A 24,456-nucleotide genomic window follows, 5' to 3' on the forward strand; every position below is an offset into this window, starting at 1 on the left:
TTCTCCACTGGAAGACCGCGATCCCTGTAGGAGTGAGCCTGCTCGCGATTGAGTGCGCAGCACTCACCAAGGTCAACCATGCTCTACACCCAAAAGAATCCGCCCACTGGAACAGGTCGCCGTGTCATTGCGATAAGCGAAATACAATTTGCCGCGCTCAGGATCAAAGCGCAGGTGCAGCTGAATTTCATCACCAGGCCGCACCAGTTGCTGAAACTTCAGCACTTCCATGCCGGCAAACGGACCGGTCAGGTTGAGCAGTTGGCGACCGAGGTTCAGTGCCCATTCCACCTGCACCACGCCGGGCAGGACCGGGGCTTTGGGGAAGTGGCCGCTGAAATAGGCCAGGTCCGGGGGCACGCTCAGTTGCAGGCTCCACTCGCCAGTGGTCTCGACTTGTTCCAGCACTTCGGGGGCTTTCGCTCGCGGGGCCATCAGCAGCGCTTCGATATCGGCCTGCGGCAGTTTGCCTTGGCTGTTCAACGGTAATTGCCGCACCAGCCGCCAACGTCGCGGTAAAGCCAGGGCTTCACAGTGTTGGCGCAAATGCTGGCGCAGGGTTTCGGTCAGGCTGCGGCGACCGTGCTCACGCAAGGCAAACAGGCCGGCCTCGCTGAGCACCAGTAGAGCACCGAGAGAGGCGCGATTTTCATGGACCACGCCCAAGCGCGCTTCGGCGACCCAGTCGTGGTCAACCAAGGCTTGCTCAAGCATGGGCAGCGAGATGCGTTTTTCTTCCAGTTTGACGATCCGGTCCAGCCGTCCGAGCAGTTCGAAGCGGCCATCGATGCCGATGCGCGCGGCGTCAGCGGTGTGCTCGACGTGTCCGGCAGGCAAGTAAGGTGAGGCGATCAGCAGGGCGCCGTCGCTGTCCTGGCTCAGTTGGACACCGGCGAACGGTTGCCACAGTTGTTCGCCCTGACGCCAAGCGATACCGCCGGTTTCCGAACTGCCGAGGATTTCCGTCGGCCATTGCTGCAAGCGTTGCTGCAGACTTTGCGCAGCGTCGACCGGCAACGCACCGCCGGAGGAAAACACCCGGCGCACGGCACTCAGGGCCGGCCAGTCGAGGTTGTCGCCCATGCGTTTGAGCAACGCCGGGCTGGCCACCCACGCAAAGGCCGGATATTCGCGGCTGGCACGCTGCAAGTCTTCGGGGAACGCCAGTTGCTTGCGCACAAACGGGCGCCCGGCACACAGCGGCCACAGCACGCGAAACAGCAAACCGTAAATATGCTGGGTGGCGACGCTGCCGATGATGCAGGCCTCACCGAGATCCGCGCCCCACAACTGTTCCAGTGCTTCGACCTCGTTGGCCAGTTGGCGCAGGGTTTTGTCGATGCGCTTGGGCTCGCCGCTGGAGCCGGACGTGCACAGGCTCAGACGGCACTGGTCGAGGTCCAGTGCGGCGCCGGCTAGCGGCGGCTGCTGAACGTCGCTCAGTTGCGCGTCATCGGCTTGATCCGTCAGCCACAGATCGACCTCAGCCGACCAGCGCTGGCGGGTTTGCGCTTGCAGGTCCGAGGGCAGCAGAACACTCACGCCTGCACGCCATGCACCCAGCAAGGCGATGGCCAGTTCCGCGGCATCTTCCAGGTGCACAGCCAGACGTTTCACGCCTTGCGCTTGCAGACCGGCGGCAACGCTCAGCGCCTGCTCGCACAGTTGCGCATGTTCGAGGGCTGGTGCGTGGCTGATGGCCCGCGCCGGCACAGGCTTGAGCAACAACTGCTCAAGTTTTATCCAGTTCATGTACGGCCTCTTACCCGTTGTCGTATCAGCCATTCAATGGCAAACATCAGGCCGATCAATCCATAGGAGATCAGGCCGGTGTACAACATCCACCAATTCAGCGGCGCCCACAGGGTCAGCAGGGCGGCGCATAAACCGTTGCAGAAGAAAAACACGCTCCAGGCCACGGTGACCTTGCGTGTATAGCGGATCGCGATGTCCGGCAGCTCTGGCTCACGCAAGCGCGCCAGGCGCTCGACCATCGGCGGGCCGTATTTCAGGCTCAGGCTGAACAGCACCAGCATGAAGCCGCTGATCAGCACCGGGTACCAACGCAGCAACAGCGGACTGTCGAACAGCGCCAGCAGCAGGCAAAAGGCGATCGCCACACAGGCCATCCACAGGCTGCCGGGTTTGCGCTCGCCAGTCAGTGCCCGCGCCAGCCAAAGGCTGCCCAGCAGCAGACCGAACTGCCACGGGGCAAAATGCTCCATGCCGAAATACACCGCAAAGGGGTACAGCAGACCGGCCAGCAGCAGGCCCAGGCCGATCAATCGGCTCATGCGGCCGGTTGAACCAGACGGTAGACCGCCTCGACCACGTCGCCGACGGTGCGCACCGATTTGAATTCTTCGGCGGCGATTTTCTTGCCGGTCTGGCGTTTGATGTGATCGATCAGATCGACCGCGTCGATGCTGTCGATTTCCAGATCCTGATACAGGTTGGAGTCCAGGCTCACACGGGCCGGATCCAGTTCGAACAGCTCGACCAAGGCATCGCGCAGGGTGTTGAAAATATCGTCACGAGTTTGCATGGTCCGGTCTCAAGCTGCCTGTTTTGCCGTGACGAACGCCGCAAGGCTCGCCACGTTGGTGAAATGGTTACGGGTGTCTTTGGCGTCGGCGTCGATCTTGATGCCGTATTTTTTCTGGATTGCCAGACCCAGTTCCAGCGCGTCGACGGAATCCAGGCCCAGGCCTTCGCCGAACAGTGTTTGCTCGTCTTCGATGTCGTCGACGCTGATGTCTTCGAGGCCGAGGGCGTCGATGATCAGCAGTTTGATGTCACGCACCAGGCTAGGGGTGTTCAGATCGCTCATCTTCGGCGAGCTCCTTAATGAAATATGAGTGCAAATAATCGTTGAGCTTGCGCGAGGCTTGCGGTGCAGGGCCTTGCGCGGCGAAGGCTTGTGGGTCTATATCGGCCCCGACGCGAAAACTGAAGTGCACACGGCGGCTGGGGATCCGGTACCACGGTTCGGCTTTGGTCAATGTGGTCGGGCTGACCTTGATAATCACTGGCGTAAGGATTTTCGCACCGCGCAGGGCAATCGCCGCAGCGCCCCGATGAAAGGCCGGCGCCTGGCCCGGCTGGGTGCGCGTGCCTTCGGGAAAGATGATCAGGGTCTGGCCGTTTTGCAGGGATTGGGCGGCGGCATCGAGCATGTCCATGCTGCCGTCATTACTGATGTATTCGGTGCGGCGCAACGGGCCACGGGTGAAGGGGTTTTCCCACAGGCTTTTCTTCACCACGCAATTGGCCTGGCGCACCAGACCGATGAGGAACACCACGTCGATCAGCGACGGGTGATTGGCGATGATCATCTGTCCGGGTCGACCGAGACGTTCGGCGCCCTGAATGTCATAGGTCAGCACACCGGTGCGGGCCATGAACCGGACGAAAAACCAGAACAGCCGGCTGACGGTCTGCCGCGCGCGCTGGCGATGCACAACGGCGTCACCGGGCAGGCAAGCCAATAGCGGAAACACCAGCAAACGCAGGCACAGCCCGCCTAGCCCGAACAGGGTAAAGCTTGCGGCGGTGGCCAGCAGGCGCCAGTAATAGGCATCGCGGTTTTTTTCGGTCACGGGTTGCGTTGCCAGGTCCATACACGATTTTTCCAGGCATGTTGGCAATGGGTTTGCTGGCCGAGCAGGGTTTGCAACAGATTGAGCGCGTGGGGCCAGTGCGCTTTTGACCGTGTTTCTGTGGTGCTGTTCAGGGTCAGCCGCCAGTCGGTACCGGGGGTGAGCAAAAGGCCGAGTGCGTAGGGAAACGGCACGTCATCGATCCACGCTGAATAGGCTTCGGGCGGTTGTTCTTCGGTGATTACCAACAGCACCGCCGGGGCGCCTTCATTGAGTAGCGCCGCTGCTTCGAGCATGCCGTGCTCAAGGCCGTCGCCGGCAGCGGCGAGGGCAGTCATTTCGCTGGTTTCGCCACGCATGATCGACCACAGACCGATGATCGCGTTGTGTACGGACAGGCTGAACTGGGTCGGCGACAGCGGCTGTTCGGTCGCCAGATCACTGAGGATGTCGTAAGTCCGTGGGGTTTCACCGTGGCGCGAGACGAACACCAGCGGCAGGCTGTCCCGCCCGTCGGCCAGGGGCCAGCCAACGCTGAACGCCATGCGTGCCAGACGACTGAGGCGGCGGCGCTGCATGGCCGGCAAAAACGACACATCGGGCGCGGCATCACTGCGCTGGAGTACGACCGGTTGTCGGCTCCAGGCCTGCCAGGCGTCCACGCTGTCGAGGCCAGGGGCCCACGCGCGCCATTGGGCGATGTTGAAGTTGATCACGGACATTCATCCCGCCCCTGCAGGCTTTTGTTGACGCGTTGAATCGCCAAAGCCGCAGCAGGCTTGACGTGGCGCTTGGCGCCGGGTGGCGCGCATTATCCCGGTGCGACGAGTGTGTAGCAAATGCTGGTTACATTTTGCGCAACGAAATGTACCGAACGGTTCGCAAGAGAGCTGTCACTTTGCCATTATCCAGATTCCCAGCGGTTTGTCTGTCGGGGATAGCGGCGATCAATGGCGGTTATTGCGCTATCTGTCCGCGGATATTTGCACCTGACTCTGTAGTCCATGTCCATGAAGGTAGCGAAGCGAGGTCACGCGCATCTACACTCGGTCATTCTTTGATACACGGAGGTTTTGTCATGCGGCGCGTGGTGTTCAATCAGAAAGGTGGGGTAGGCAAGTCCAGCATTGCCTGCAATCTGGCGGCGGTCAGCGCCAGCGAGGGTTATCGCACGCTGTTGGTCGATCTCGATGCCCAGGCCAACTCCACTCAGTATCTGACCGGGCTCACCGGCGACGACATTCCGATGGGTATTGCCGACTTCTTCAAGCAAACCCTGTCTTCCGGGCCGTTCTCGAAGAAGAATCAGGCGGACATCTACGAAACGCCGTTCGACAACCTCCACATTATCACCGCCACGGCGGAGCTGGCTGACCTGCAGCCCAAGCTTGAGGCCAAGCACAAGATCAACAAGCTACGGAAGTTGCTTGATGAGCTGTCTGAAGATTATGACCGCATCTATCTCGATACGCCGCCAGCGCTGAATTTCTACGCGGTATCTGCGTTGATTGCCGCTGATCGGGTGCTGATTCCCTTCGATTGCGATAGTTTCTCGCGTCAGGCCCTGTACGGGCTGATCGCGGAGATCGAAGAGTTGAAGGACGACCACAATGAAGGCCTGGAAGTCGAAGGCATCGTGGTCAACCAGTTCCAGGCCCGGGCGAGCCTGCCGCAGCAGATTCTCGATGAGCTGATTGCCGAAGGTCTACCGGTGCTGCCGGTGTACCTGACCAGTTCGGTGCGTATGCGCGAATCGCATCAGGCCAGCATGCCGCTGATCCACCTCGATCCCCGGCACAAGCTGACCCAGCAATTCGTCGAGCTCCACAATCTGCTCGAAGATCACTGATCTCCCAAATTGCACCCCCACATTGTGGGAGCGAGCCTGCTCGCGAAGAGGCCGGTAGATTCAACATCTGAGTTGACTGACCGGACGCCTTCGCGAGCAGGCTCGCTCCCACAATTGGATTTGCGTTGAGTCAGATCCCCTGGCTACGCAACCACGCCATCAACTGCGGCAATGGCAACGCACCACTTTGCCGCGCCACTTCCCGGCCGTTCTTGAACAGAATCAGACTCGGAATCGAGCGAATCCCCAACTGCGCCGACAACTGCTGATTGGCCTCGCTATCAAGTTTGGCCAAGCGGCACTTGCCCGCCAACTGCGCCGCTGCCTGTTCGAACACCGGCGCAAACGACTTGCACGGCCCACACCATTCCGCCCAGACATCCACCAGCAACGGCAGATCGCCTTTGATCTGACTGGCGTAATCGCCTTGCTTGAGCTCGAACGGTTTGCTCAGCAGCACGGCGGATTTGCAGCGTCCGCACTTGGGCTGGTCCGCTAGGCGCTCGGCGGGGATGCGGTTGAGGCCGTTGCAGGAGGGGCAGGGGATGAGGAGTGGTTCGGACATGGTGGGCTCTCAGGCAGGAAGTCTATGAGACTGATCTGGAGGCAAAGTCGCGATTATCAAGGAATTGATCTGTAGGTCATTACCTTCCTCAGTTGAGGAAAGGGCCTACCCACGTCTGCGCGGAGGCTGACTATCTGTATTTTATCTGATCGGTCATCTTGTGCAGCCCTGAACGAAATACTATTCCTATGACCGCCAAGACAGTTAAACGCCTTCCACTCTTGGAGCTTTTGAAGGGCTCTGAATATCTAAAAACCTTAAATGCCCGGACGAATTGTTCGCTCATCGGGGACTCTGTTGGCTTTGAAAGTGTTTGGCTTGATTCCGGTGCGGACCAAAATCCGGATATCTTTACTCGTTCGCAGCAGTTGCCAGAAAACGAAGACGACTACGATGCTTTGGTATTGGCAGTCGACGAACTGCTGGAAATTACCGGCGATGATGAGTCGCACCCGTTGATGAGCTTGGTCGACATCATCGGTGACTGGATCGAAGAATGGGATCACACCCATCACCCCATGGCCCAGGCAAGTGGCGAAGAGGTTCTCGGTTACATGATGCGTGAGCACGGCCTGACTCAGGGCGACTTGCCGGGTGTTGGTACTCAGTCGGTTGTTTCGGAGATTTTGAACGGCAAGCGCAAGCTTAACTTGCGCCAGATTCGTTGGTTGGCAGAGCGCTTCAATGTGCCAATCGATGTGTTTACCTGATGCTGGTTCAAGACGAACAACTGATCTCCAAATGCTTGCCCCACTCCGGTGGCCGCTCGGCATAAGCCTCCATCCCCGGCTGCTCCTCAAACGGTTTGCTCAGCACCGCGTGCAGCCGGCGTACCTCCGAGTAATCCCCTTGCTCAGCCGCATCGATGGCTTTTTGCGCCAGGTAATTGCGCAGGATGTACAGCGGATTGACCGCGTGCATGCGGGTGCGGCGCTGTTCCTGGTCGGCGACGCCATCGCGGGTAACGCGGGCGATGTAGCGTTCGCCCCAGGCGTCAAAGCCCTTGATGTCGACGAAATCGTCGCGCAAACGGGCAACGGCTTCTAAGGCGGACTCTTCACCGAGTCGGCGGAAGAACAGCGTGTAGTCGACGCCGCTGTTCTGCATCAGTTGCAGCAGGTTTTCCAGCAGCTTCTGGTCATCGTCTTCGGCCGTGGTGAAACCGAGGCGCCGGCGCATCAGGTCGAGGTAATGCGCCTGAAACAGCGGCAGATACAAGCCGAGGGTTTCACGCAGGGCTTCAACACTGATGAACGGCGTCAGTGCCTGAGCCAGCGCGCTGAGGTTCCACTGGCCCACCGGCACCTGATTGCTGAACGAGTAACGGCCCTGATCATCCGAATGGTTGCAGATGAAGTTGGCGTCGAAATCGTCGAGAAAGGCGAACGGGCCGAAGTCGAAGGTTATGCCGAGGATCGACATGTTGTCGGTGTTCATTACGCCGTGGCAGAAGCCGTAGGCCTGCCACTTGGCGATCAGCTCGGCGTTGCGCTCGACGATTTCGCGGAACATCGCCAGATACGGTTCCGGCTGTTCCAGGCACTCAGGGAAATGCATCGCCAGAACGTGTTCGCCTAGCTGCTTCTGCTGCTCGGGGCGCTTGGTGTAATAGAAGTATTCGAAATGCCCGAAGCGGATATGGCTCGGCGCCAGACGCAGGACCATCGCCGCGCGTTCCTGCTTTTCGCGCCAGACCGGGGTGTCGGAGCCAATCACACAAGCCGCGCGCGACGAAGGAATGTTCAACGCGTACAAGGCTTCGGAAGCAAGGAATTCACGGATCGACGAACGGAGTACCGCTCGGCCATCGCCCATGCGCGAAAACGGCGTTTGCCCGGCGCCCTTCAGGTGCAGGTCCCAATGCTCGCCGGCCGCGTTGTACACCTCGCCCAACAACAGACCACGGCCATCGCCCAGTTGCGGCGTGTAGCCGCCGAACTGATGCCCGGAATAGACCATCGCCCGCGGCTCGGCATCGGCCCACAGCTTGTGGCCACCAAACAGTTCGGCAAATTCGTTGGTTTCGGCGGTCGCCGGGTCGAGATCCAGCAAGGCCAGCGCCGCCGGGCTGGCGACGACCAGACGCGGATTATCGATCGGCTCGGGCAGCACGTGGGCGGAGAACGCGTCGCCCAGGCGGGCGAAGCGATTGTCGAAGGTCAGTTCGTCGAGGGCTTTCAAGGGCCGGCTCCAGCAGAATGTCCGAGCATTCTGCTGGGAATAGACCGGTTAGTCGAGTTTGGCCGGCGGCGGCTCTTGCAGTGGTTTCTGATCGTCGGCGACCGGCACGATGGTTTTCGTTTCCGGCTCGATCGGCACCATCTTGTATTCCTGGCCCTGAAGGTTCTTCAGGTACACCTCCATCTGGCGGAACGAGATGTTGATGTGCTGCTTCTTGAACTCGCGGTTGATGAAGCGGTTGACCTCATCAAGCACCGGGTTGCGGTCACCGAGGTCGCGCACGTGCATGCGCAACTCGTGGTCGAGGGTGCTTTCGCCGAAGTTGAGGAAGTACACGTGCGGCTCAGGCTCTTTGAGTACACGCGGGTTTTCGCGGGCAGCCTTGAGCAGCAACTCTCTGACCAGATCCAGATCGGAGCCGTAGTCGACGCCAAGTTTCAGCGTCACGCGGGTGATGGTGTCGGTCAGCGACCAGTTGATCAGTTGCCCGGTAATGAACGTCTTGTTCGGGACAATGATGTCCTTGCGGTCGAAGTCGGTGATGGTCGTGGCGCGGATGCGGATCTTGCTTACCGTGCCCGACAGGTTGCCGATGGTGATGGTGTCACCGATCCGCACCGGGCGTTCGAACAGAATCATGATGCCGGAGATGAAGTTCGCAAAGATCTCCTGCATACCGAAACCGAGGCCGACCGACAGCGCCGCCACCAGCCATTGCAACTTGTCCCAGCTGACGCCGAGGGTCGACAGGGTCGAGACGAAACCGACACCGGCGATCACATACGACAGCAACGTCGTGGTCGCGTAGGCACTGCCCTGGGCCAGATTCAGCTTGGACAGCACAAACACTTCGAGCAGGCCCGGCAAGTTGCGCGCGAGGGCGAAAGTGATGCCGATGATGATCAGCGCGCCGAGCATGTCACCGATGCTGATCGGCACCATGCTCATGTTGGCGCCGGTGCCGCTGGTGTATTCGTAGAGGGTGATGTTGTCGAGGTACGAGAACACCGAAATCAGGTCCGACCAGACCCAGTACAGCGCGGCGATGAAACCGCCGAGCAGGGCCAGACGGATCAGGCGCAGGGATTGTTCGTTGACCTTTTCGATGTCCAGCGTCGGCTCTTCGATCACCGCTTCGCCATCGCCGGCTTCTTTCGCCGCCTGACGTTTGGCCAGGGCGCGCTGGTAGGCCAGACGTCGCGCGGCAACGCTCAGACCGCGCACGAAGGTGGCTTCGATCACCAGCCAGAACATCAGCAGGTACAGGGTGTTGATCAAGCGGTCGCTGAGCTTCAGCGCGGTGTAGTAGTAGCCGAAGCACACCGCCACGAACAACGCGATCGGCAGCAGGGTGAACATCACGCCGACGGCTTTGCGGAACAGCGAAGTGTTCTCGTGGGCCGGGCTGCTGATCAGCAAGCGACTGAGCAGCCAGGCCATCAGGGCATAGCAGGTCAGCACCACCGGCATGCCGAGCACGTCGTCTGCCAGTGCGGCCGGCTGCAATTCGGCGACGGCAACAATGGTCACCAGCGCCATGACCACCAGGCCCAGTCGACGGATCCAGCCTTGCAGGAACTCGACCTGCGGCTTTTCCCAACGGAAGTGCAGTTCTGCCACACCACCCGGCGCGAGAATCCGGTAAGCGGTATAGAACACCAGCCACGCCTGCCCCATTTGCAGCAGTGCTGCGCCCATATTGGCGTTCTGTCCACGGGCATCGATTTGCAACGCCAGACCGCAGAGCGCCAGGCCCAACGCCACCGGCATCGCCAGCAGAATATTGATCAGAATCGCCTGCGGGGTGTGCCATTGACTGTCGCGTTTGAAGTGACCGATGTCCTGGTGAACTTTGTTAAGTCGCGCGTACAGATTCTTGCGCCGCCATAGCAGAGCACCGATCAACAGCGCCAGTGGCAGGAACAGCAACGGACGCTGGATCAGACCGTCTGTCAGCTCACTCAGGCTGGAGGCCCACGGCAGGGTGTCGACCTGACGTTTCAGGCGTTCCGGCACCGCGCGCATCCATTCCAGATCCAGGGGCTTGTTGCTGGGGATCCAGAACATCTGCTCATCCAGCGTCGCGCGCAGGCTCTGTGCGGTGCTCAGCAGTTGTTTCTGGTTGAGCTGCAGGGTGATCGACTCGTTGAGCATGGCGCTCAGTTCGCGGTTCAACCGTTCCAGCAGATCGGCGCGGGTGTTGGCCAGATCCAGCAGGTTTTTGCGCAATTGCGGGGTGACCTGCTCCGGCGGCTGCGTGGATAGCAGGTTGTCGACATAGGCGACGGGATTACTCAGTTGCTCACGCTGCTGGCTGACGTCGAATTGCCACAGACGAATGTCGGCGATCTGATCCGCCAGATCGCGGTCGACCTTGAGGCGCGGCAGGGCTTGTTTCTGCTTATAGAGAATCTTCGACAGCAGCAGGCTGCCCTTGAGCACGCTGATCTGCTCGTCCAGCGCTGAGTCGCTTTGGGTCAGACTGTCGAGCTGTTGTTTGGTCTGCAGGTTCTGCTGGGTGACTTCGTTGAGGCGGTCAGTGCTTTTGAGCAGGTAGTCGGAGAGCTTGAGGTTCGCCGTGCTTTCGATGGCCAGCAGACTGCTGCTCCCTGCCTTCTGCGCTTCGATCGACTGTTGGGTAACGGTTTCCTGCGACTGCGCCAGACGTTTCTGGTTGATCAGGGTTTGCAGTTCCTGAATCTCGCGGTCGAGGCGGTCGGACTTCTCCGATAGCAAGTCATGCTGGGCATTGCCCAAGTCCTGCAACTGGCTGTTGCCGGCCAGCTCCTGACGACGCAGCGGAATCAGCGCATTCAGCGCCGCCAGTTCGGCGTTCAACTGGTCGCGCTGCTCGGCGGTGACGGTTTTACCCGCGTCCTTGCCGGATTTGAGGATGTTGTTGATCTGCTGGATGCGCGTCTGGCTGGCGGATATCTCCGCTTGCGCGCGCTCGGGGCGAGTCTGCGCAGTGATGATCAGGCTGTTAGCGTCGGCGAGGGCTTTTTGCAGGTCACTTTGCTGAGTCGAGCGATCCGTCAGGATCTGCTCCAGCTGTTGGATCGACTCTTTGGGAAAACGCTGTGCCACCGGCACCACGGCCGTAGCCTTGAGGCGTGTCAGTTCGCGGGTGTTTTCAATCGTTTGCTTGGGCGCGGTGGCCAGCTGCTGCTTGAGATCAATCAGCTTCTGCTCGTAATCACGCTGATTGTTCAGCTGATTGAGCGTGTTCTGCAGGACGGTCTGCAGGGTCTTTTTGTCAGCATCCGGCAGTTTGCTGTCGGCGAGCTTGTCGAGGCTGGCCTGCACGGCGTCGCTGGACGGCGGTTCGGCGGCGTAAATCGGGCCGACAGTGAGACTCAGGCCCAGCAGGGCCGCGGCGAAAAAGGAGCGCAGGGTAGGCATAGAGACCGGTCAAGCAAGTGAGAGTGGACGCAGTTTAGAGGAAGAGCCCGGGGCCCGGGCGACTTCCTTCGGGGAATCTGACGCCCACTTTGCCGATCTTGTTCCCGTCCATGACCGCAACCGTCCAGTGAGTGTTGTTCCACTCCACCTGGTCGCCAACGATCGGTGCACCACCGACCTTGTGGGCAATGAACGCGCCCAGGGTCATGTCCGGATCGATGCCCTCGGCCGGCAGGCCATACAGCGCTGCAACCGCTTTAAGCTGGGCGTCTCCTTCGAGTACGAAATCGCCGAAGAAACGCAGATCGAGGCCACGTTGCGGCGCCTGGCTGAACAACTTTCCGAGGGCGCCGAGGTTGTGTTCATGGCCGATAACGCACAGTAAATCATCGACTTCCAGCACCGTACTACCCGACGGATGGAGCAGTTGCTGGCCACGAAACAGTGCCGCGATGCGCGTGCCTTCGGGCATTTTCAGCTCACGCAGGGGCGAACCGATGCACCATTTCTCCGCGCCCAGCTTGTACACGAACAGCTCCCACTCGCTGGTGACGTGTACTTCCAGCGCTGCGCGAGAAATCGGCGCCGGCTCTGGCGGCACGGTCACCTTCAATAGCTTGGCGACCCACGGCAGGCTCGTGCCCTGCACTAGCAGCGACACCAGCACGATGAAGAAGGCGAGGTTGAAGTACAGCTGCGCATTCGGCAGCCCGGCCATCAGCGGGAAAACCGCGAGAATGATCGGCACCGCGCCGCGCAGGCCAACCCAGGAAATAAAGGCTTTCTCGCGGCCATGGAACGCTTTGAACGGCAGCAGGCCGACCATCACCGACAGCGGCCGCGCAAACAGAATCATCCACAGCGCCAGACCGAGAGCGGGCAAGGCGATCGGCAGCAAATCATGCGGCGTCACCAGCAACCCCAGCACCAGGAACATGCCGATCTGCGCCAGCCACGCCATGCCGTCGAGCATGTGCAGAATGCCGTGACGGCTGCGCACCGGGCGGTTGCCGATCACCAGACCGCACAGGTAAACGGCAAGGAAGCCGCTGCCATGCAGGGCGTTGGTCAGGGCGAATACCACCAGACCGCCAGCGATCACCAGAATCGGATACAGACCGGCAGCGAGGTTGATTCGATTGACCAGTTGCAGCATCAACCAGCCACCGCCCAGGCCGATCACGCCACCGATGCCGAACTCGCGGATCAGGTGGGTCAGCAGGTTCCAGTGCAAACCGGTCTGGCCGCTGGCGAGCATGTCGATCAGAGTCACGGTGAGAAACACCGCCATCGGGTCGTTACTGCCGGATTCGATTTCCAGACTGGCGGTCACCCGCTCGTTCAGGCCTTTGCCGCCGAGCAGCGAGAACACCGCTGCGGCGTCGGTCGAGCCAACGATGGCACCGATCAACAAGCCTTGAATCAGATTGAGATCGAACAGCCAGGCAGCGGCCATGCCGGTCAGCCCGGTAGTGATCAACACCCCGACCGTGGCCAGCGACAACGCCGGCCATAACGCCACGCGGAAACTCGACACCCGCGTGCGCAAACCGCCGTCGAGGAGGATCACCGCCAGGGCGAGGTTGCCGACCAGATAGGCCGTCGGGTAGTTATCGAAAATGATCCCGCCGCCATCGACCCCGGCGGCCATGCCGACCGCGAGAATAATGACCAGAATCGGGATGCCGAGACGGGAGGAGAGTGAGCTGACGAGAATGCTTGCACCTACCAGCAACGCGCCGATCAAGAACAGGCTGTTGATGGTCGTCGCATTCAAAGGCAGTACTCCAGAAGCGTAAAGACGGGCACAAACTGACCATGCAGTCTGCGTGCCAGCGATTCTAACCTGTTGAAATGTGATGCTGTCAAAAAGGTTTTTACGTTGGGGGATTCGAGGTTTGGGTTCGGCTGGCGATTGCTGCCCTCACCCTAGCCCTCTCCCGGAGGGAGAGGGGACTGATCGCGGTGTTTGTGCAAGGTACATCGACCTGAAATATCGCGTCGAACTGAAAATCTGAAAGGCCCCCGATCTACCCCCTTTCCCCCTCTCCCTCTGGGAGAGGGCTGGGGTGAGGGGCTTTTGATCTTGATCTCAAAATTTACAGGCTGAACCGCCCAACCATGTTGTTCAGGTCCAGCGCCAACCGCGACAGTTCATTGCTCGCCGCACTCGTCTGATTCGCCCCAGTCGCCGATTGCACCGACAGATCACGAATATTCACCAGATTACGATCCACTTCCCGCGCCACCTGCGCCTGCTCTTCGGCGGCGCTGGCGATCACCAGGTTGCGCTCGTTGATTTCGACGATGGCGGTGTTGATGGTGTCCAGCGACATGCCGGCACCTCGAGCAATGTTCAGCGTCGACTCGGCACGCTCGGTGCTGTTACGCATCGAATCCACGGCGTGTTCGGTGCCGCTCTGAATGCTGCCGATCATCCGCTCGATTTCGCTGGTCGACTGCTGAGTACGGTGCGCCAGGGCACGCACTTCATCCGCCACCACGGCAAAACCACGCCCGGCTTCACCGGCACGCGCCGCTTCAATCGCCGCGTTCAGCGCCAGCAGGTTGGTCTGATCGGCCAGACCCCGGATCACATCCAGCACCTTGCCGATGTCACGGGACTCATTGGCCAGATCGCCGATCAGGCTGGCAGTGCTCTGTACATCGGCGCTCATGCGTTCGATCGCGCTGACCGTTTCCTGGACCAGGTCACGACCGTCGCCAGCCGAAGTGGTGGCGTTCTTCGAGGCTTCGGAGGTGCTCACCGCATTGCGGGCGACTTCTTCTACGGCGCTGGTCATTTCGTTGACCGCAGTGGCCGCTTGTTCGATCTCGTTGTTCTGCTGGGTCAGGCCGCGCGCGCTTTCGTCGGTGACGCTGTTCAACTCTTCAGCCGCTGAAGCCAGCTGAGTGGCCGAGCCGGAAATGCGTTGCAGGGTGTCCCGCAGTTTCGATTGCATCTTCGCCATCGCTGCCAGCAGACGTCCTGCCTCGTCTTCACCATCAACGTGGATCGGCTGGGTCAGGTTGCCTTCGGCGATGGTTTCCGCAGCGTCCAGTGCTTTGGAAATGGGCTTGGTGATGCTGACGGTCAGCAGCCAGGCGAAGAGGAACGTCAGGCCAGTGGCGATCACCAACAACGTGACCACAAGGTTGAAGGACATCGAAAACTGATCGCTCGCGCCTTTATCAGTCTCGGCGATTTGCTGGGTGTTGATCTCCAGCAGGCGCGCCAGGGCTGTGTTCACCGCTTCCGAGTTGCTCAGCAAATCCGAGTTGAGCATCTGCCGCAGTTCATCGATCTGATTGTTGCGCGACAGGGTTTTCATCCGGTCTTCGAGTTGACGGTATTGCCCCAGGAGCTGAACGTACTGATCGTAGGCTGCACGTTCTTGCGGGCCGTCGATCAACGGTTCGTAGGCACGCTGAGCGTCGGCGATCTGCCGATTGCGCAACTCGAACAGCTCGATGGTTTTTTGCTGCACGTCGGGTTCGCGGTTGATCAGCAACCGGTACGACAGCACCCGCAGGCGCAGCGTCAGTTGAGTGAATTCATCGAGGGCCTTGATCGACGGCACGCTTTCAGTAGCGATGTCTTCACCCGCTGCGCGGATTTTGCTCATCTGATTCAACGCAAACACGCCGAGAATCAGCATCAGGCCGCCGATCAGGGCGAAGCCGGTAAACGCCCGTGGGGCGATATTCATATTGCGAAGGGACATGGGGCGGATACCAAGAGAGGGCCGCTTCCATGCGGGCTGAGACTGCGATATGGATGACTTATCGGTCATGCGACTAAAGTCTTGAGGCACTGTGCGTATTTGTCGCATAGGGGCCGGGGCGACGAAGTGCAGGAACCAGATCGGCAGATCACAGTCTTTAAAACTCGCGAGAACGGTCGGCCACCAGGAAAATCAAGGCTTTGCGCCGGTTTAACCCTGGCATCCGTGATGACTTTTCTTTATCGTACGCGCCCTTTGAAAAACGCTTGGAAGATCAAAATGTTGGAAGCATCCCTCAGCCAATTGGAACAGCTCGTCAGCGACCTGGTGCAACAGAACCAGACCCTCGCGCAAACCAACCAGACCCTGTCCACGGAACTGGCTCAGGCCAAGGATGAAAACGAAAGCCTGCAACTGAACCTGATGGAGCAGGAAGAAAAGCACGGCGCCACCGCTGCACGCATTCAAGCCCTGGTTGATCGCGTCAACGCAGGTCCTGTCAGCGCATGAACCACCATACAGCAGGGGTAAAAGTCGTCTCCATTCTCGGGGAGGACTATTCGATCAAGGCACCGGCCGGGGAAGAACAGACCCTGCTGGACGCGGCCATGATGCTCAAGGCAGCGCTGGATGACACCAAGCGCAAATACCCGACACTGATCGGTGACCGCTTGCTGGTGCTGGCGGCGATGAATCTGTGCTCGCAGCAGATTGAAATGAAGAAGCAGCACAAAGAAGAACTCGACCGTTACCAAGAGCAAGTCAGCGCCACGGTCGACACCATCGCCAAGACCATCAATCAGGGTTGATGGAGGTGCGCACAACCAAAGAATAGATTGTCGACTTGGTTGTATACAATCGGCACGGCTGTTGCATTGTTTCGGCCACTTATTCTTTGGGGGTGCTCCATGCAGTTGTGGCGACGCAGTATTCAATGGCAGCTGATTCTCAGCATGGGCACCGCCCTGCTGGTCAGCATCCTGATCGTGGTTGGCATTTATACCCTGGTGGTCAACCGCCTCGCCCAGAGCTATCTGGTCGAACAAGCCCTGCCGTCGAGCATCGAAGCGACGCGCAACGATATCGAACGCATCCTCGTGCAGCCGCTGACGGCGGCCAAGGATATCGCCAGCAACACCATGGTCCGCGACTGGCTCGCCTCGGGTGAGGACAGCAGCAAAACGGCGGGCTTCGCGCAGTATCTGGAAGGCATCCGCGCCGAACACAAGGCATTTACCGCTTTGATCATCGGCACCGAATCCAATCACTACATCACCGAAAAAGGTCTGGATCGCACCCTCAGCCGTTCAAAACCGGCTGACGCGTGGTTCTATTCCTTTCTCGACAGCAATCAGCCGCGAACCCTGAACATCGACAACGACGGGGCGACCGGAGAGTTGGCGCTGTTCATTGATTTGAAGGTGGAGCAGGCCGGCAAAGTGGTCGGTGTGGCCGGGCTTGGTCTGAGCATGAAAGAGCTGTCGGAGCTGATTCACAACTTCAGCTTTGGTGAGCGCGGCAAGGTCTATCTGGTGCGTTCCGACGGTTTGATCCAGGTGCATCCCGAGGCGCAGTTCAGCGGCAAACGCACGCTGACGGAGCAGATTGGCGCCTCCGCTGCTCAAGCCGTCATGGGTCAAAAAAATGCTGTGAGCAGCAGCTTCCAAAGGGAGGGTGAAGACTTCCTCGCCTTCAGCCTGCCTCTGCGTGATCTGGGCTGGACCTTGGTGGCCGAAGTGCCGCAATCGCAGATCTATGCCGAGGCGCGCAAAGCCATGTGGATGAGCGGCGGCATCGGCCTTGCGGTGGCGCTGGTGTGCCTGGCCTTGGTGGTGTGGCTGGCGCAAGGTTTGGTCCGGCCGATTCGCCAGGTAACAGCCGCGCTGGTAGCAATCGGTAGCGGTGGGGGAGATTTGACCCACCGGTTAGATTCCAGCCGCGCTGATGAGCTGGGCGATCTAGCCCGGGGCTTCAACCGTTTCCTTGATAGCCAGCGCGGGATGATCGGCGAGGTGCTGACCACCAGTGAACGTCTGCGCACGGCCGTGGGGCAAGTGGCGAAAGTGGTGGAGAACACCGCCGAACGTTCCGGCCGTCAGCAGGAAATGACTGACATGGTTGCCACCGCCGTTCACGAAATGGGCCTGACCGTGCAAGAAATTGCGCAGAACGCTGGTAACGCGGCACTCGCTTCGCAAACCGCGCGGGATGAAGCAATGCAGGCGCGGGAAGTGGTCGGCGGCTCGATCAAGCATATTGAAAGCATGTCGGATGAGATTGGCGTAGCGGCGGGTGCGGTCGGCGAGCTGGCGCATCAAGTGGCGTCGATTGATTCGGTGCTGGCGGTGATTCGCGGAGTTTCCGAGCAGACCAACCTGCTGGCACTTAATGCCGCCATCGAGGCGGCGCGCGCCGGTGATATGGGTCGCGGCTTTGCAGTTGTCGCCGATGAAGTGCGCACCTTGGCGCGCCGCACTCAGGCATCCACTGACGAAATCCAGCAAATGATCGGCAGCCTCAAGCAAGGCGCGGAAAACGCCGTGTCGTCTATGCGCACCGGTCAGGCGGCGACCGGTACCGGGGTTGAGTCGAGCCAGCGCACCGGGGCATCGTTGACGGCGATTACCGGTCAGGTCGAGCGCATCAGCGATATGAATCATCAGGTGGCGACGGCGACGGAAGAGCAGTCGGCGGTAACTGAAGAGATCAACCGTAATGTGCAGGGGATTTCTGATCTGGCGCGGGCGACGGCGGGGGAGGTTCGGGCGTGTCGTGAGGATTGTCAGATGTTGCAGAGGTTGGCGGACGATCTGGCGCGGCAGATGGGTGGGTTCAAACTCAGCTGAGTGTTAAACCAGAAAAGCCCCTCACCCTAGCCCTCTCCCGGAGGGAGAGGGGACTGAATGTGGGATGCTTGAGAAGTACGCCGACCTGAAAGTGCTTTACCGAATCCATAATCGACGCGGTTTTTCAGGTCGATGTATAGCGCCAGACACCTCGGTCGGCCCCCTCTCCCTCTGGGCGGTCCGACGTTTCGGGAGGGTTGGGGTGAGGGTTGCGCTTCAGAACCACGCATCCTGCATCGCCAGGCACGTATCATCCCGCGCTTCCAGCAACGCCAGCTCATGGTGGCAGCCCGGTACTTCCCACGTCAGGAAATACCGCGCCGCCTGCAACTTGCCCTTATAGAAGTCGGCATCCGCTGTATTCGCTTTGGCCAGCCCTTGCTCGGCTCGAATCGCCTGCTCCAGCCAGCGCCAGCCAATCACCGTGTGGCCGAACACCTTCAGGTACAGCGCCGAATTCGCCAGACTGCTATTTACCTTGCCCTGTGCCAGGTCGGTCAACAAACCGATGGTTACCGTTTGCAGGCGCGCGACCAGCTTTTCCAGTGGTTCACGCAGGGCGGTCAGCGATTCATACGCCGTCGCGCGCTCAGCGGTGTTGGCGATCAGACGAATCAGTTGCTTGAGCCCCGCGCCACCGTTCTGCGCCAATTTACGCCCGAGCAAGTCCAGCGATTGAATGCCATGGGTGCCTTCGTGAATCGGGTTCAAACGGTTGTCGCGGTAATACTGCTCGACCGGGTATTCGCGGGTGTAACCGTGGCCTCCAAGAATCTGGATCGCCAGTTCGTTGGCCTTGAGGCAGAACTCCGATGGCCAGGACTTGACGATCGGCGTCAGCAGATCCAGCAATTCGTGGGCCTGTTTACGCTCGGCTTCGGACTCAAGCGTCGTGGTGTCATCGAACAGGCGCGCTGCATACAAGCCGAGGTCAAATGCACCTTCGACGTAGGACTTTTGCGTCAACAGCATGCGTCGTACATCGGCGTGCTGAATGATCGCCACCGGCGCCGTCGTCGGATCTTTGCTGTCCGGAACGCGACCCTGTGGTCGTTCGCGGGCGTACTCCAGCGAATACAGGTAACCGGCATAACCGAGCATCACCGCCCCCATACCGACGCCGATCCGCGCTTCGTTCATCATCTGGAACATGTAGCTCAGGCCCTGATGCGGCTTACCCACCAGATAACCGACACATTCACCGTTATCGCCGAAGTTCAGTGCTGTGGAGGTGGTGCCGCGCCAGCCCATCTTGTGGAACAGCCCGGCCAGCAGCACGTCATTGCGTGGGCCGAGGCTGCCGTCATCGTTGACCAGAAACTTCGGCACGATGAACAGCGAAATGCCTTTAACGCCCGCAGGTGCGTCCGGCAGTTTGGCCAGGACCATGTGCACGATGTTTTCCGAGAGCGGGTGATCGCCGCCGGAGATGAAGATTTTGTTGCCCTTCAGGCGATAAGTGCCGTCGGACGCCGGCTCGGCGCGTGTACGAATATCCGACAGCGATGAACCTGCATGCGGTTCGGTCAGCGCCATGGTGCCGAAGAAGCGGCCATCGATCATGGGCTGCAGGAAGCGTTGTTTCTGTTCCTCAGTGCCAAAGCTCTCGATCAGGTTCGCCGCGCCCATGGTCAGGAACGGATACGAGGTCGAAGCGGCGTTGGCCGACTGGAAATGCGCGAAGCAAGCTTGGGACAGCAGCGTCGGCAGTTGCATGCCGCCAGCATCGAAGCTGCGCGCAGCGTTGAGGAATCCGGCTTCAAGGAAGGCATCCACCGCCGGTTTCACTTCAGGAATCAGAATCGCCTGACCGTCTTCGTAGCGCGGCTCGTTCTCGTCGCCCTTGCGGTTGTGTGGCGCAAAGTACTTTTCGGCAATGTTGCGCGCGGTGCCGATGGCGGCGTCGAAGGTTTCGCGATTGTGCTCGGCAAAGCGCTCACGCCGGGTCAGGCCCTCGGCATCAAGGACTTCATACAGCTCGAAAGCCAGATTGCGGGAACTGAGCAGCGTCTCGGACATGGCGGCCTACCTGAAATTGGGGTTGGGCCGAGTCTAGGCGTGCTGATAAAGGCTGAACAGGATGATTGATAAGCGTGATGTTGAAGCCGCGCGCAGACTTAACAGGCGCTCGAGAACAACTGTGGGAGCGAGCCTGCTCGCGAAAGCGGTGGGTCAGGCAACATTGATGTCGACTGACACTCCGTCTTCGCGAGCAGGCTCGCTCCCACAGGGGAATTGCAATCCAGGCAACCGTTGCGGTCGCCTGGAGTTACAGCGGTTTAGCCGATAGTCATCAAGCTGGCATTACCCCCCGCCGCAGCGGTGTTAACGCTCAACGCGCGCTCAATCACCAGGCGCTCCAGCGCAATGTTGGTCTCGCCCTGGGACAAGCCCTGAACCCCAACGATCGCACCGGCACGCTTGGCAATCTGCTGGCAAACGCCGCGCAACTGGTCGGAGTGGCCGTGATGCAGAACCGCATCAAACACCGCGTCGTCTTTATTCCAGTCAGCAACCAGCTTGATCCGCGCCTGAATCTCCTTCGGCAGGCGTGCGAACAAGGCCTTGCTGATGTCGGACTCCGGCCATACCGCCGAACCGCCTACCGCCAGCACCGCCGCCAGTTGCGTCAGCAAATCACCTTCAACCTCGGCCAGGCACAGCACGTGCTCGCGCGGCAGGATCGCGTAGCTGTTTTTCTCACCGGTCGGGCCGGCCAGCACGCGGGTGATGCCGCTCTGCGATTGCGCAGCGTACTGCACGCATAGAGTGCTCAGGTCGGCAAACTTGTTGCTGTCAGCCCAGGCTTTCAGCGCGGTCAGCGGTTTACTCATGGCGTCGCGCAGACGAACGTCCGGTGCCACGGCAGCATCACCGCGAGCGAAGGATTGTTCGATGGCATCAGTAGGGCGCGTCGACAGCAAGCGGTACAAGTACAGCGGGCCACCGGCTTTCGGACCGGTACCCGACAAGCCTTCGCCGCCGAATGGCTGCACGCCGACCACAGCGCCAACGATGTTGCGGTTGACGTAGACGTTACCGGCGTTGACGTTGTCGATCACCTTGGCGATGGTCTCGTCGATGCGCGTGTGTACGCCCAGCGTCAGGCCATAACCGGAAGCGTTGATCTGGCCGATCAGTTGATCGATCTCTTTGCGCTTGTAGCGCACCACGTGCAGCACCGGGCCGAAGATCTCGCGTTGCAGTTCGTCGAAGCTTTCCAGTTCGATCAGGGTCGGCATGACGAAGGTGCCGCGTTTGACTTCTTCGGTGTCGGCGATAGCGACCTGATACACGTTGCGACCTTTATCGCGCATGCCCTGGATGTGCTTGTCGATGCCCGCCTTGGCTTCGGCGTCGATCACCGGGCCGATGTCCACGGACAGGCGCTCCGGGTTGCCGAGACGGCTTTCCGCCATGGCACCTTTGAGCATCTCGATGACGCGATCGGCGGAATCTTCCTGCAGGCACAGTACCCGCAGTGCCGAGCAACGCTGACCGGCGCTGTCGAAGGCCGAGGACACCACGTCGATCACCACCTGTTCGGTCAGTGCCGAAGAGTCGACGATCATCGCGTTCTGGCCACCGGTTTCGGCGATCAGCGGAATCGGACGGCCCTGGTTGTCGAGGCGACCGGCAATGTTGCGTTGCAGCAGGCGCGCGACTTCGGTGGAACCGGTGAACATCACGCCTTTGACGCGCTCATCGCCGACCAGACCGGCGCCGACGGTTTCACCACGCCCCGGCAGCAGTTGCAGCACGCCTTCCGGGATGCCGGCCTCAAGCATCAGGCGAACAGCCTGAGCCGCCACCAGTGGGGTTTGTTCGGCCGGTTTGGCCAGTACCGGGTTACCGGCAGCCAGTGCAGCAGCGACCTGGCCGCTGAAGATTGCCAGCGGGAAGTTCCACGGGCTGATGCACACCACCGGACCCAGTGGGCGGTGGGCGTCATTACTGAAATCGTTGCGAGCCTGCACCGCGTAATAACGCAGGAAGTCGACTGCTTCGCGGACTTCGGCGATGGCATTGGCGAATGTCTTGCCGGCTTCGCGAGCCAACAGGCCCATCAGCGGCTGGATCTCACCTTCCATCAAATCAGCGGCACGTTCCAGAATCGCGGCACGTTCGGCCGGCGGGGTGGCCTGCCAGATCGGTGCGGCGTTCAGTGCGCATTGGATGGCGTTGTCGACGTCTTCAACCGTGGCTTCTTGAACATGACCGACCACATCACGGTGATCAGCCGGGTTCAGAACCGCTGCCGGCGTTTCGTTGCTGGAAGTGCAACCGAGCATTGGCGCGGCTTTCCAGTCATTGTGCGCAGTGGCGAGCAAGGCGCAGGACAACGAGGCCAGACGATGTTCGTTGGCCATGTCGATGCCGCTGGAGTTGGCACGCTCGGCACCATACAGATCACGCGGCAGCGGAATGCGCGGGTGCGGCAGGCCGAAACCACCTTCCACGGTGGCCATCTGCTCGATCTGCGCCACCGGATCGGCCACCAGTTCCTGAATCGAAATCGACTGGTCGGCGATGCGGTTGACGAACGAGGTGTTCGCGCCGTTTTCCAGCAAGCGACGTACGAGGTACGCCAGAAGGGTTTCGTGAGTGCCGACCGGAGCGTACACGCGGCACGGACGGTTCAGCTTGCCTTCGGAAACCTTGCCTACAACTTGTTCGTAGAGCGGTTCGCCCATGCCATGCAGGCATTGGAATTCGTACTGGCCCGGGTAATAGTTCTGACCGGCAATGTGGTAAATCGCCGACAGGGTGTGGGCGTTGTGTGTGGCGAACTGCGGGTAGATGACTTCCGGCACCGACAGCAGTTTGCGTGCGCAAGCGATGTAGGAAACGTCGGTGTACACCTTGCGGGTGTAGACCGGATAGCCTTCCAGGCCTTCGACCTGGGCGCGCTTGATTTCGCTGTCCCAGTACGCGCCTTTTACCAGGCGGATCATCAGGCGATGACGGCTGCGACGTGCCAGATCGATCACGTAGTCGATCACGTACGGGCAGCGTTTCTGGTAAGCCTGGATGACGAAACCGATGCCGTTCCAGCCAGTCAGTTGCGGCTCGAAGCACAGGCGCTCCAGCAGATCCAGCGACAGTTCGAGACGGTCGGCTTCTTCGGCGTCGATGTTCAGGCCGATGTCGTATTGCTTGGCCAGCAAGGTCAGCGACAGCAGGCGCGGGTACAGCTCGTCCATCACACGCTCGTACTGTGCACGGCTGTAACGCGGGTGCAGTGCCGACAGTTTGATCGAGATGCCCGGGCCTTCATAAATCCCACGACCGTGGGAGGCTTTGCCGATCGAGTGAATGGCTTGTTCGTACGACGCCAGGTACTTCTGCGCGTCGTGTTCGGTCAGGGCCGCTTCGCCGAGCATGTCGTAGGAATAACGGAAGCCCTTGGCTTCGAACTTGCTCGCGTTGGCCAAGGCTTCGGCGATGGTTTCGCCGGTGACGAACTGCTCGCCCATCAGGCGCATGGCCATGTCGACGCCCTTGCGGATCATCGGCTCGCCGCTCTTGCCGATGATGCGGCTCAGCGACGACGTCAGGCCGGCTTCGTTGTGCGTCGAGACCAGTTTGCCGGTCAACAGCAGGCCCCAAGTGGCGGCGTTGACGAACAGCGACGGGCTGTTGCCCAAATGCGGATGCCAGTTGCCGGTGCTGATCTTGTCGCGGATCAGTGCGTCGCGAGTGCCCTTGTCCGGGATACGCAGCAGCGCTTCGGCCAAGCACATCAGCGCCACGCCTTCCTGGGACGACAGGGAAAATTCCTGCAGCAGACCCTGAACAATGCCTGCACGACCCCCGGCACTTTTCTGGTTACGCAGTTTTTCCGCGATGGAAGCGGCGAGTTTGTTGGTGGCTTCTGCCATCGGCGCTGGCAGGCGAGCCTGCTCGATCAGCATCGGCACCACTTCCGGCTCAGGGCGACGGTAAGCGGCAGTGATCGAAGCACGCAGTACGGATTGCGGCAGGATGCTTTCGGCGAATTCAAGGAAGCACTGGTGGGCGTGATCGGTGTGCACTTCGCCCGCCTCATCGGCGTCCTTGGCGGTCAAACCGTTCAGCTCGGTCAGGGTTGCACCACCCTCGAGTTTTTCCAGGTAATTGAAAATTGCCTGTTTGATCAGCCAGTGCGGCGTGCGATCAATCGAGGTTGCGGCGGCCTTCAGGCGTTCGCGGGTCGGGTCATCGAGTTTGACCCCAAGGGTGGTGGTAGCCATATTTTTATCCTCATGGTTGCCACAGTTGCGTGGCATCAGCTGGCGGCAAGATTAGC

Annotated in this window: 17 protein-coding genes and 2 pseudogenes; 6 read left to right on the top strand and 13 right to left on the bottom strand. The window is 60.2% G+C overall.

Annotation, left to right across the window (positions count from 1 at the left end; translation table 11 throughout):
* Positions 1-72: 72 nt before the first annotated feature.
* From HU754_RS03285 to HU754_RS03310, 6 genes are read right to left on the bottom strand one after another with little or no spacing between them, the layout of a single operon-like run.
* Complete coding sequence (locus HU754_RS03285; RefSeq protein ID WP_186621260.1) at positions 73-1,752, bottom strand: acyl-CoA synthetase family protein; 1,680 nt, start codon at positions 1,750-1,752, stop codon at positions 73-75.
* The gene (locus tag HU754_RS03290; RefSeq protein WP_093430103.1) at positions 1,749-2,294 is read right to left on the bottom strand and encodes a COG4648 family protein; all 546 of its coding nucleotides are present in this window, start codon (positions 2,292-2,294) and stop codon (positions 1,749-1,751) included. Before HU754_RS03290 ends, HU754_RS03285 begins: the two co-directional genes overlap by 4 nt.
* Complete coding sequence (locus HU754_RS03295) at positions 2,291-2,545, bottom strand: acyl carrier protein (RefSeq protein ID WP_064388843.1); 255 nt, start codon at positions 2,543-2,545, stop codon at positions 2,291-2,293. Before HU754_RS03295 ends, HU754_RS03290 begins: the two co-directional genes overlap by 4 nt.
* A gap of 9 nt (positions 2,546-2,554) precedes the next feature.
* Positions 2,555-2,830 (bottom strand): phosphopantetheine-binding protein, encoded by a 276-nt coding sequence (locus tag HU754_RS03300; RefSeq protein WP_093430104.1) that lies wholly within the window; start codon positions 2,828-2,830, stop codon positions 2,555-2,557.
* Positions 2,808-3,620: a lysophospholipid acyltransferase family protein gene (locus HU754_RS03305; protein ID WP_093430105.1), complete on the bottom strand. Its 813-nt coding sequence runs from the start codon at positions 3,618-3,620 to the stop codon at positions 2,808-2,810. Before HU754_RS03305 ends, HU754_RS03300 begins: the two co-directional genes overlap by 23 nt.
* Positions 3,596-4,321 (bottom strand): beta-ketoacyl synthase chain length factor, encoded by a 726-nt coding sequence (locus tag HU754_RS03310; protein ID WP_095047233.1) that lies wholly within the window; start codon positions 4,319-4,321, stop codon positions 3,596-3,598. The genes HU754_RS03305 and HU754_RS03310 overlap by 25 nt, the downstream gene beginning before the upstream one ends.
* A 356-nt stretch (positions 4,322-4,677) precedes the next feature.
* Between HU754_RS03310 and HU754_RS03315 the strand changes: the two genes are divergently transcribed.
* On the top strand, positions 4,678-5,448 hold the full coding sequence (locus HU754_RS03315) for a ParA family protein (RefSeq protein ID WP_034152927.1): 771 nt from the start codon (positions 4,678-4,680) through the stop codon (positions 5,446-5,448).
* Positions 5,449-5,578: 130 nt separating this feature from the next.
* On the opposite strand, the gene trxC is transcribed toward HU754_RS03315, so the two are convergent.
* The gene (trxC, locus tag HU754_RS03320; RefSeq protein ID WP_108224356.1) at positions 5,579-6,013 is read right to left on the bottom strand and encodes a thioredoxin TrxC; all 435 of its coding nucleotides are present in this window, start codon (positions 6,011-6,013) and stop codon (positions 5,579-5,581) included.
* Positions 6,014-6,384: 371 nt separating this feature from the next.
* Here trxC and HU754_RS03325 point away from each other — a divergent pair.
* Positions 6,385-6,723: pseudogene (locus HU754_RS03325) on the top strand (helix-turn-helix domain-containing protein); the annotation flags it as partial.
* Between the two features lie 7 nt (positions 6,724-6,730).
* Here HU754_RS03325 and selO read toward each other — a convergent pair.
* The 4 genes from selO to HU754_RS03345 form a co-directional block, all read right to left on the bottom strand.
* Entirely contained in the window at positions 6,731-8,194 is a 1,464-nt protein-coding gene (gene selO / locus HU754_RS03330; protein ID WP_186621259.1) for a protein adenylyltransferase SelO, read from the bottom strand.
* Positions 8,195-8,242: 48 nt separating this feature from the next.
* A complete protein-coding gene (mscK, locus tag HU754_RS03335; protein ID WP_186621258.1) occupies positions 8,243-11,596 on the bottom strand; it encodes a mechanosensitive channel MscK in 3,354 nt (1,117 codons plus the stop codon).
* A gap of 34 nt (positions 11,597-11,630) precedes the next feature.
* Positions 11,631-13,373 carry a potassium/proton antiporter gene (locus HU754_RS03340; protein WP_186621257.1) on the bottom strand — a complete coding sequence of 581 codons (1,743 nt, stop codon included), beginning with the start codon at positions 13,371-13,373 and terminating at the stop codon, positions 11,631-11,633.
* A gap of 322 nt (positions 13,374-13,695) precedes the next feature.
* On the bottom strand, positions 13,696-15,321 hold the full coding sequence (locus HU754_RS03345; RefSeq protein ID WP_186621255.1) for a methyl-accepting chemotaxis protein: 1,626 nt from the start codon (positions 15,319-15,321) through the stop codon (positions 13,696-13,698).
* A 279-nt stretch (positions 15,322-15,600) separates the two neighbouring features.
* Here HU754_RS03345 and HU754_RS03350 point away from each other — a divergent pair, with 279 nt between their 5' ends.
* The 4 genes and pseudogenes from HU754_RS03350 to HU754_RS29750 all read left to right on the top strand — a co-directional run bounded on the left by HU754_RS03350 (position 15,601) and on the right by HU754_RS29750 (position 18,167).
* Complete coding sequence (locus HU754_RS03350) at positions 15,601-15,831, top strand: hypothetical protein (RefSeq protein ID WP_007909525.1); 231 nt, start codon at positions 15,601-15,603, stop codon at positions 15,829-15,831.
* Positions 15,828-16,130, top strand: coding sequence for a cell division protein ZapA (locus tag HU754_RS03355; protein WP_064117128.1), 303 nt, complete (start codon positions 15,828-15,830; stop codon positions 16,128-16,130). The genes HU754_RS03350 and HU754_RS03355 overlap by 4 nt, the downstream gene beginning before the upstream one ends.
* A gap of 144 nt (positions 16,131-16,274) precedes the next feature.
* A pseudogene (locus HU754_RS29745) lies at positions 16,275-17,300 on the top strand (cache domain-containing protein); the annotation flags it as partial.
* 135 nt (positions 17,301-17,435) lie between these two features.
* The gene (locus HU754_RS29750; protein ID WP_371042269.1) at positions 17,436-18,167 is read left to right on the top strand and encodes a methyl-accepting chemotaxis protein; all 732 of its coding nucleotides are present in this window, start codon (positions 17,436-17,438) and stop codon (positions 18,165-18,167) included.
* A 216-nt stretch (positions 18,168-18,383) separates the two neighbouring features.
* On the opposite strand, the gene HU754_RS03365 is transcribed toward HU754_RS29750, so the two are convergent.
* Both HU754_RS03365 and putA read right to left on the bottom strand, forming a co-directional pair.
* Complete coding sequence (locus HU754_RS03365) at positions 18,384-20,186, bottom strand: acyl-CoA dehydrogenase (RefSeq protein ID WP_186621253.1); 1,803 nt, start codon at positions 20,184-20,186, stop codon at positions 18,384-18,386.
* 260 nt (positions 20,187-20,446) lie between these two features.
* Positions 20,447-24,400 carry a trifunctional transcriptional regulator/proline dehydrogenase/L-glutamate gamma-semialdehyde dehydrogenase gene (gene putA, locus HU754_RS03370; protein WP_186621251.1) on the bottom strand — a complete coding sequence of 1,318 codons (3,954 nt, stop codon included), beginning with the start codon at positions 24,398-24,400 and terminating at the stop codon, positions 20,447-20,449.
* Positions 24,401-24,456 lie beyond the last annotated feature (56 nt).

The sequence above is a fragment of the Pseudomonas zeae genome, from assembly GCF_014268485.2.
GTDB lineage: Bacteria > Pseudomonadota > Gammaproteobacteria > Pseudomonadales > Pseudomonadaceae > Aquipseudomonas > Aquipseudomonas neuropathica.

Excerpts from the sequence above, each read along its gene's own strand:
- HU754_RS03285 (WP_186621260.1), bottom strand. The coding sequence starts at position 1,752 with ATGAACTGGATAAAACTTGAGCAGTTGTTGCTCAAGCCTGTGCCGGCG.
- HU754_RS03290 (WP_093430103.1), bottom strand. The coding sequence starts at position 2,294 with ATGAGCCGATTGATCGGCCTGGGCCTGCTGCTGGCCGGTCTGCTGTAC.
- HU754_RS03295 (WP_064388843.1), bottom strand. The coding sequence starts at position 2,545 with ATGCAAACTCGTGACGATATTTTCAACACCCTGCGCGATGCCTTGGTC.
- HU754_RS03300 (WP_093430104.1), bottom strand. The coding sequence starts at position 2,830 with ATGAGCGATCTGAACACCCCTAGCCTGGTGCGTGACATCAAACTGCTG.
- HU754_RS03305 (WP_093430105.1), bottom strand. The coding sequence starts at position 3,620 with ATGGACCTGGCAACGCAACCCGTGACCGAAAAAAACCGCGATGCCTAT.
- HU754_RS03310 (WP_095047233.1), bottom strand. The coding sequence starts at position 4,321 with ATGTCCGTGATCAACTTCAACATCGCCCAATGGCGCGCGTGGGCCCCT.
- HU754_RS03315 (WP_034152927.1), top strand. The coding sequence starts at position 4,678 with ATGCGGCGCGTGGTGTTCAATCAGAAAGGTGGGGTAGGCAAGTCCAGC.
- trxC (WP_108224356.1), bottom strand. The coding sequence starts at position 6,013 with ATGTCCGAACCACTCCTCATCCCCTGCCCCTCCTGCAACGGCCTCAAC.
- mscK (WP_186621258.1), bottom strand. The coding sequence starts at position 11,596 with ATGCCTACCCTGCGCTCCTTTTTCGCCGCGGCCCTGCTGGGCCTGAGT.
- HU754_RS03345 (WP_186621255.1), bottom strand. The coding sequence starts at position 15,321 with ATGTCCCTTCGCAATATGAATATCGCCCCACGGGCGTTTACCGGCTTC.
- HU754_RS03350 (WP_007909525.1), top strand. The coding sequence starts at position 15,601 with ATGTTGGAAGCATCCCTCAGCCAATTGGAACAGCTCGTCAGCGACCTG.
- HU754_RS03355 (WP_064117128.1), top strand. The coding sequence starts at position 15,828 with ATGAACCACCATACAGCAGGGGTAAAAGTCGTCTCCATTCTCGGGGAG.
- HU754_RS29750 (WP_371042269.1), top strand. The coding sequence starts at position 17,436 with ATGGTTGCCACCGCCGTTCACGAAATGGGCCTGACCGTGCAAGAAATT.
- HU754_RS03365 (WP_186621253.1), bottom strand. The coding sequence starts at position 20,186 with ATGTCCGAGACGCTGCTCAGTTCCCGCAATCTGGCTTTCGAGCTGTAT.
- putA (WP_186621251.1), bottom strand. The coding sequence starts at position 24,400 with ATGGCTACCACCACCCTTGGGGTCAAACTCGATGACCCGACCCGCGAA.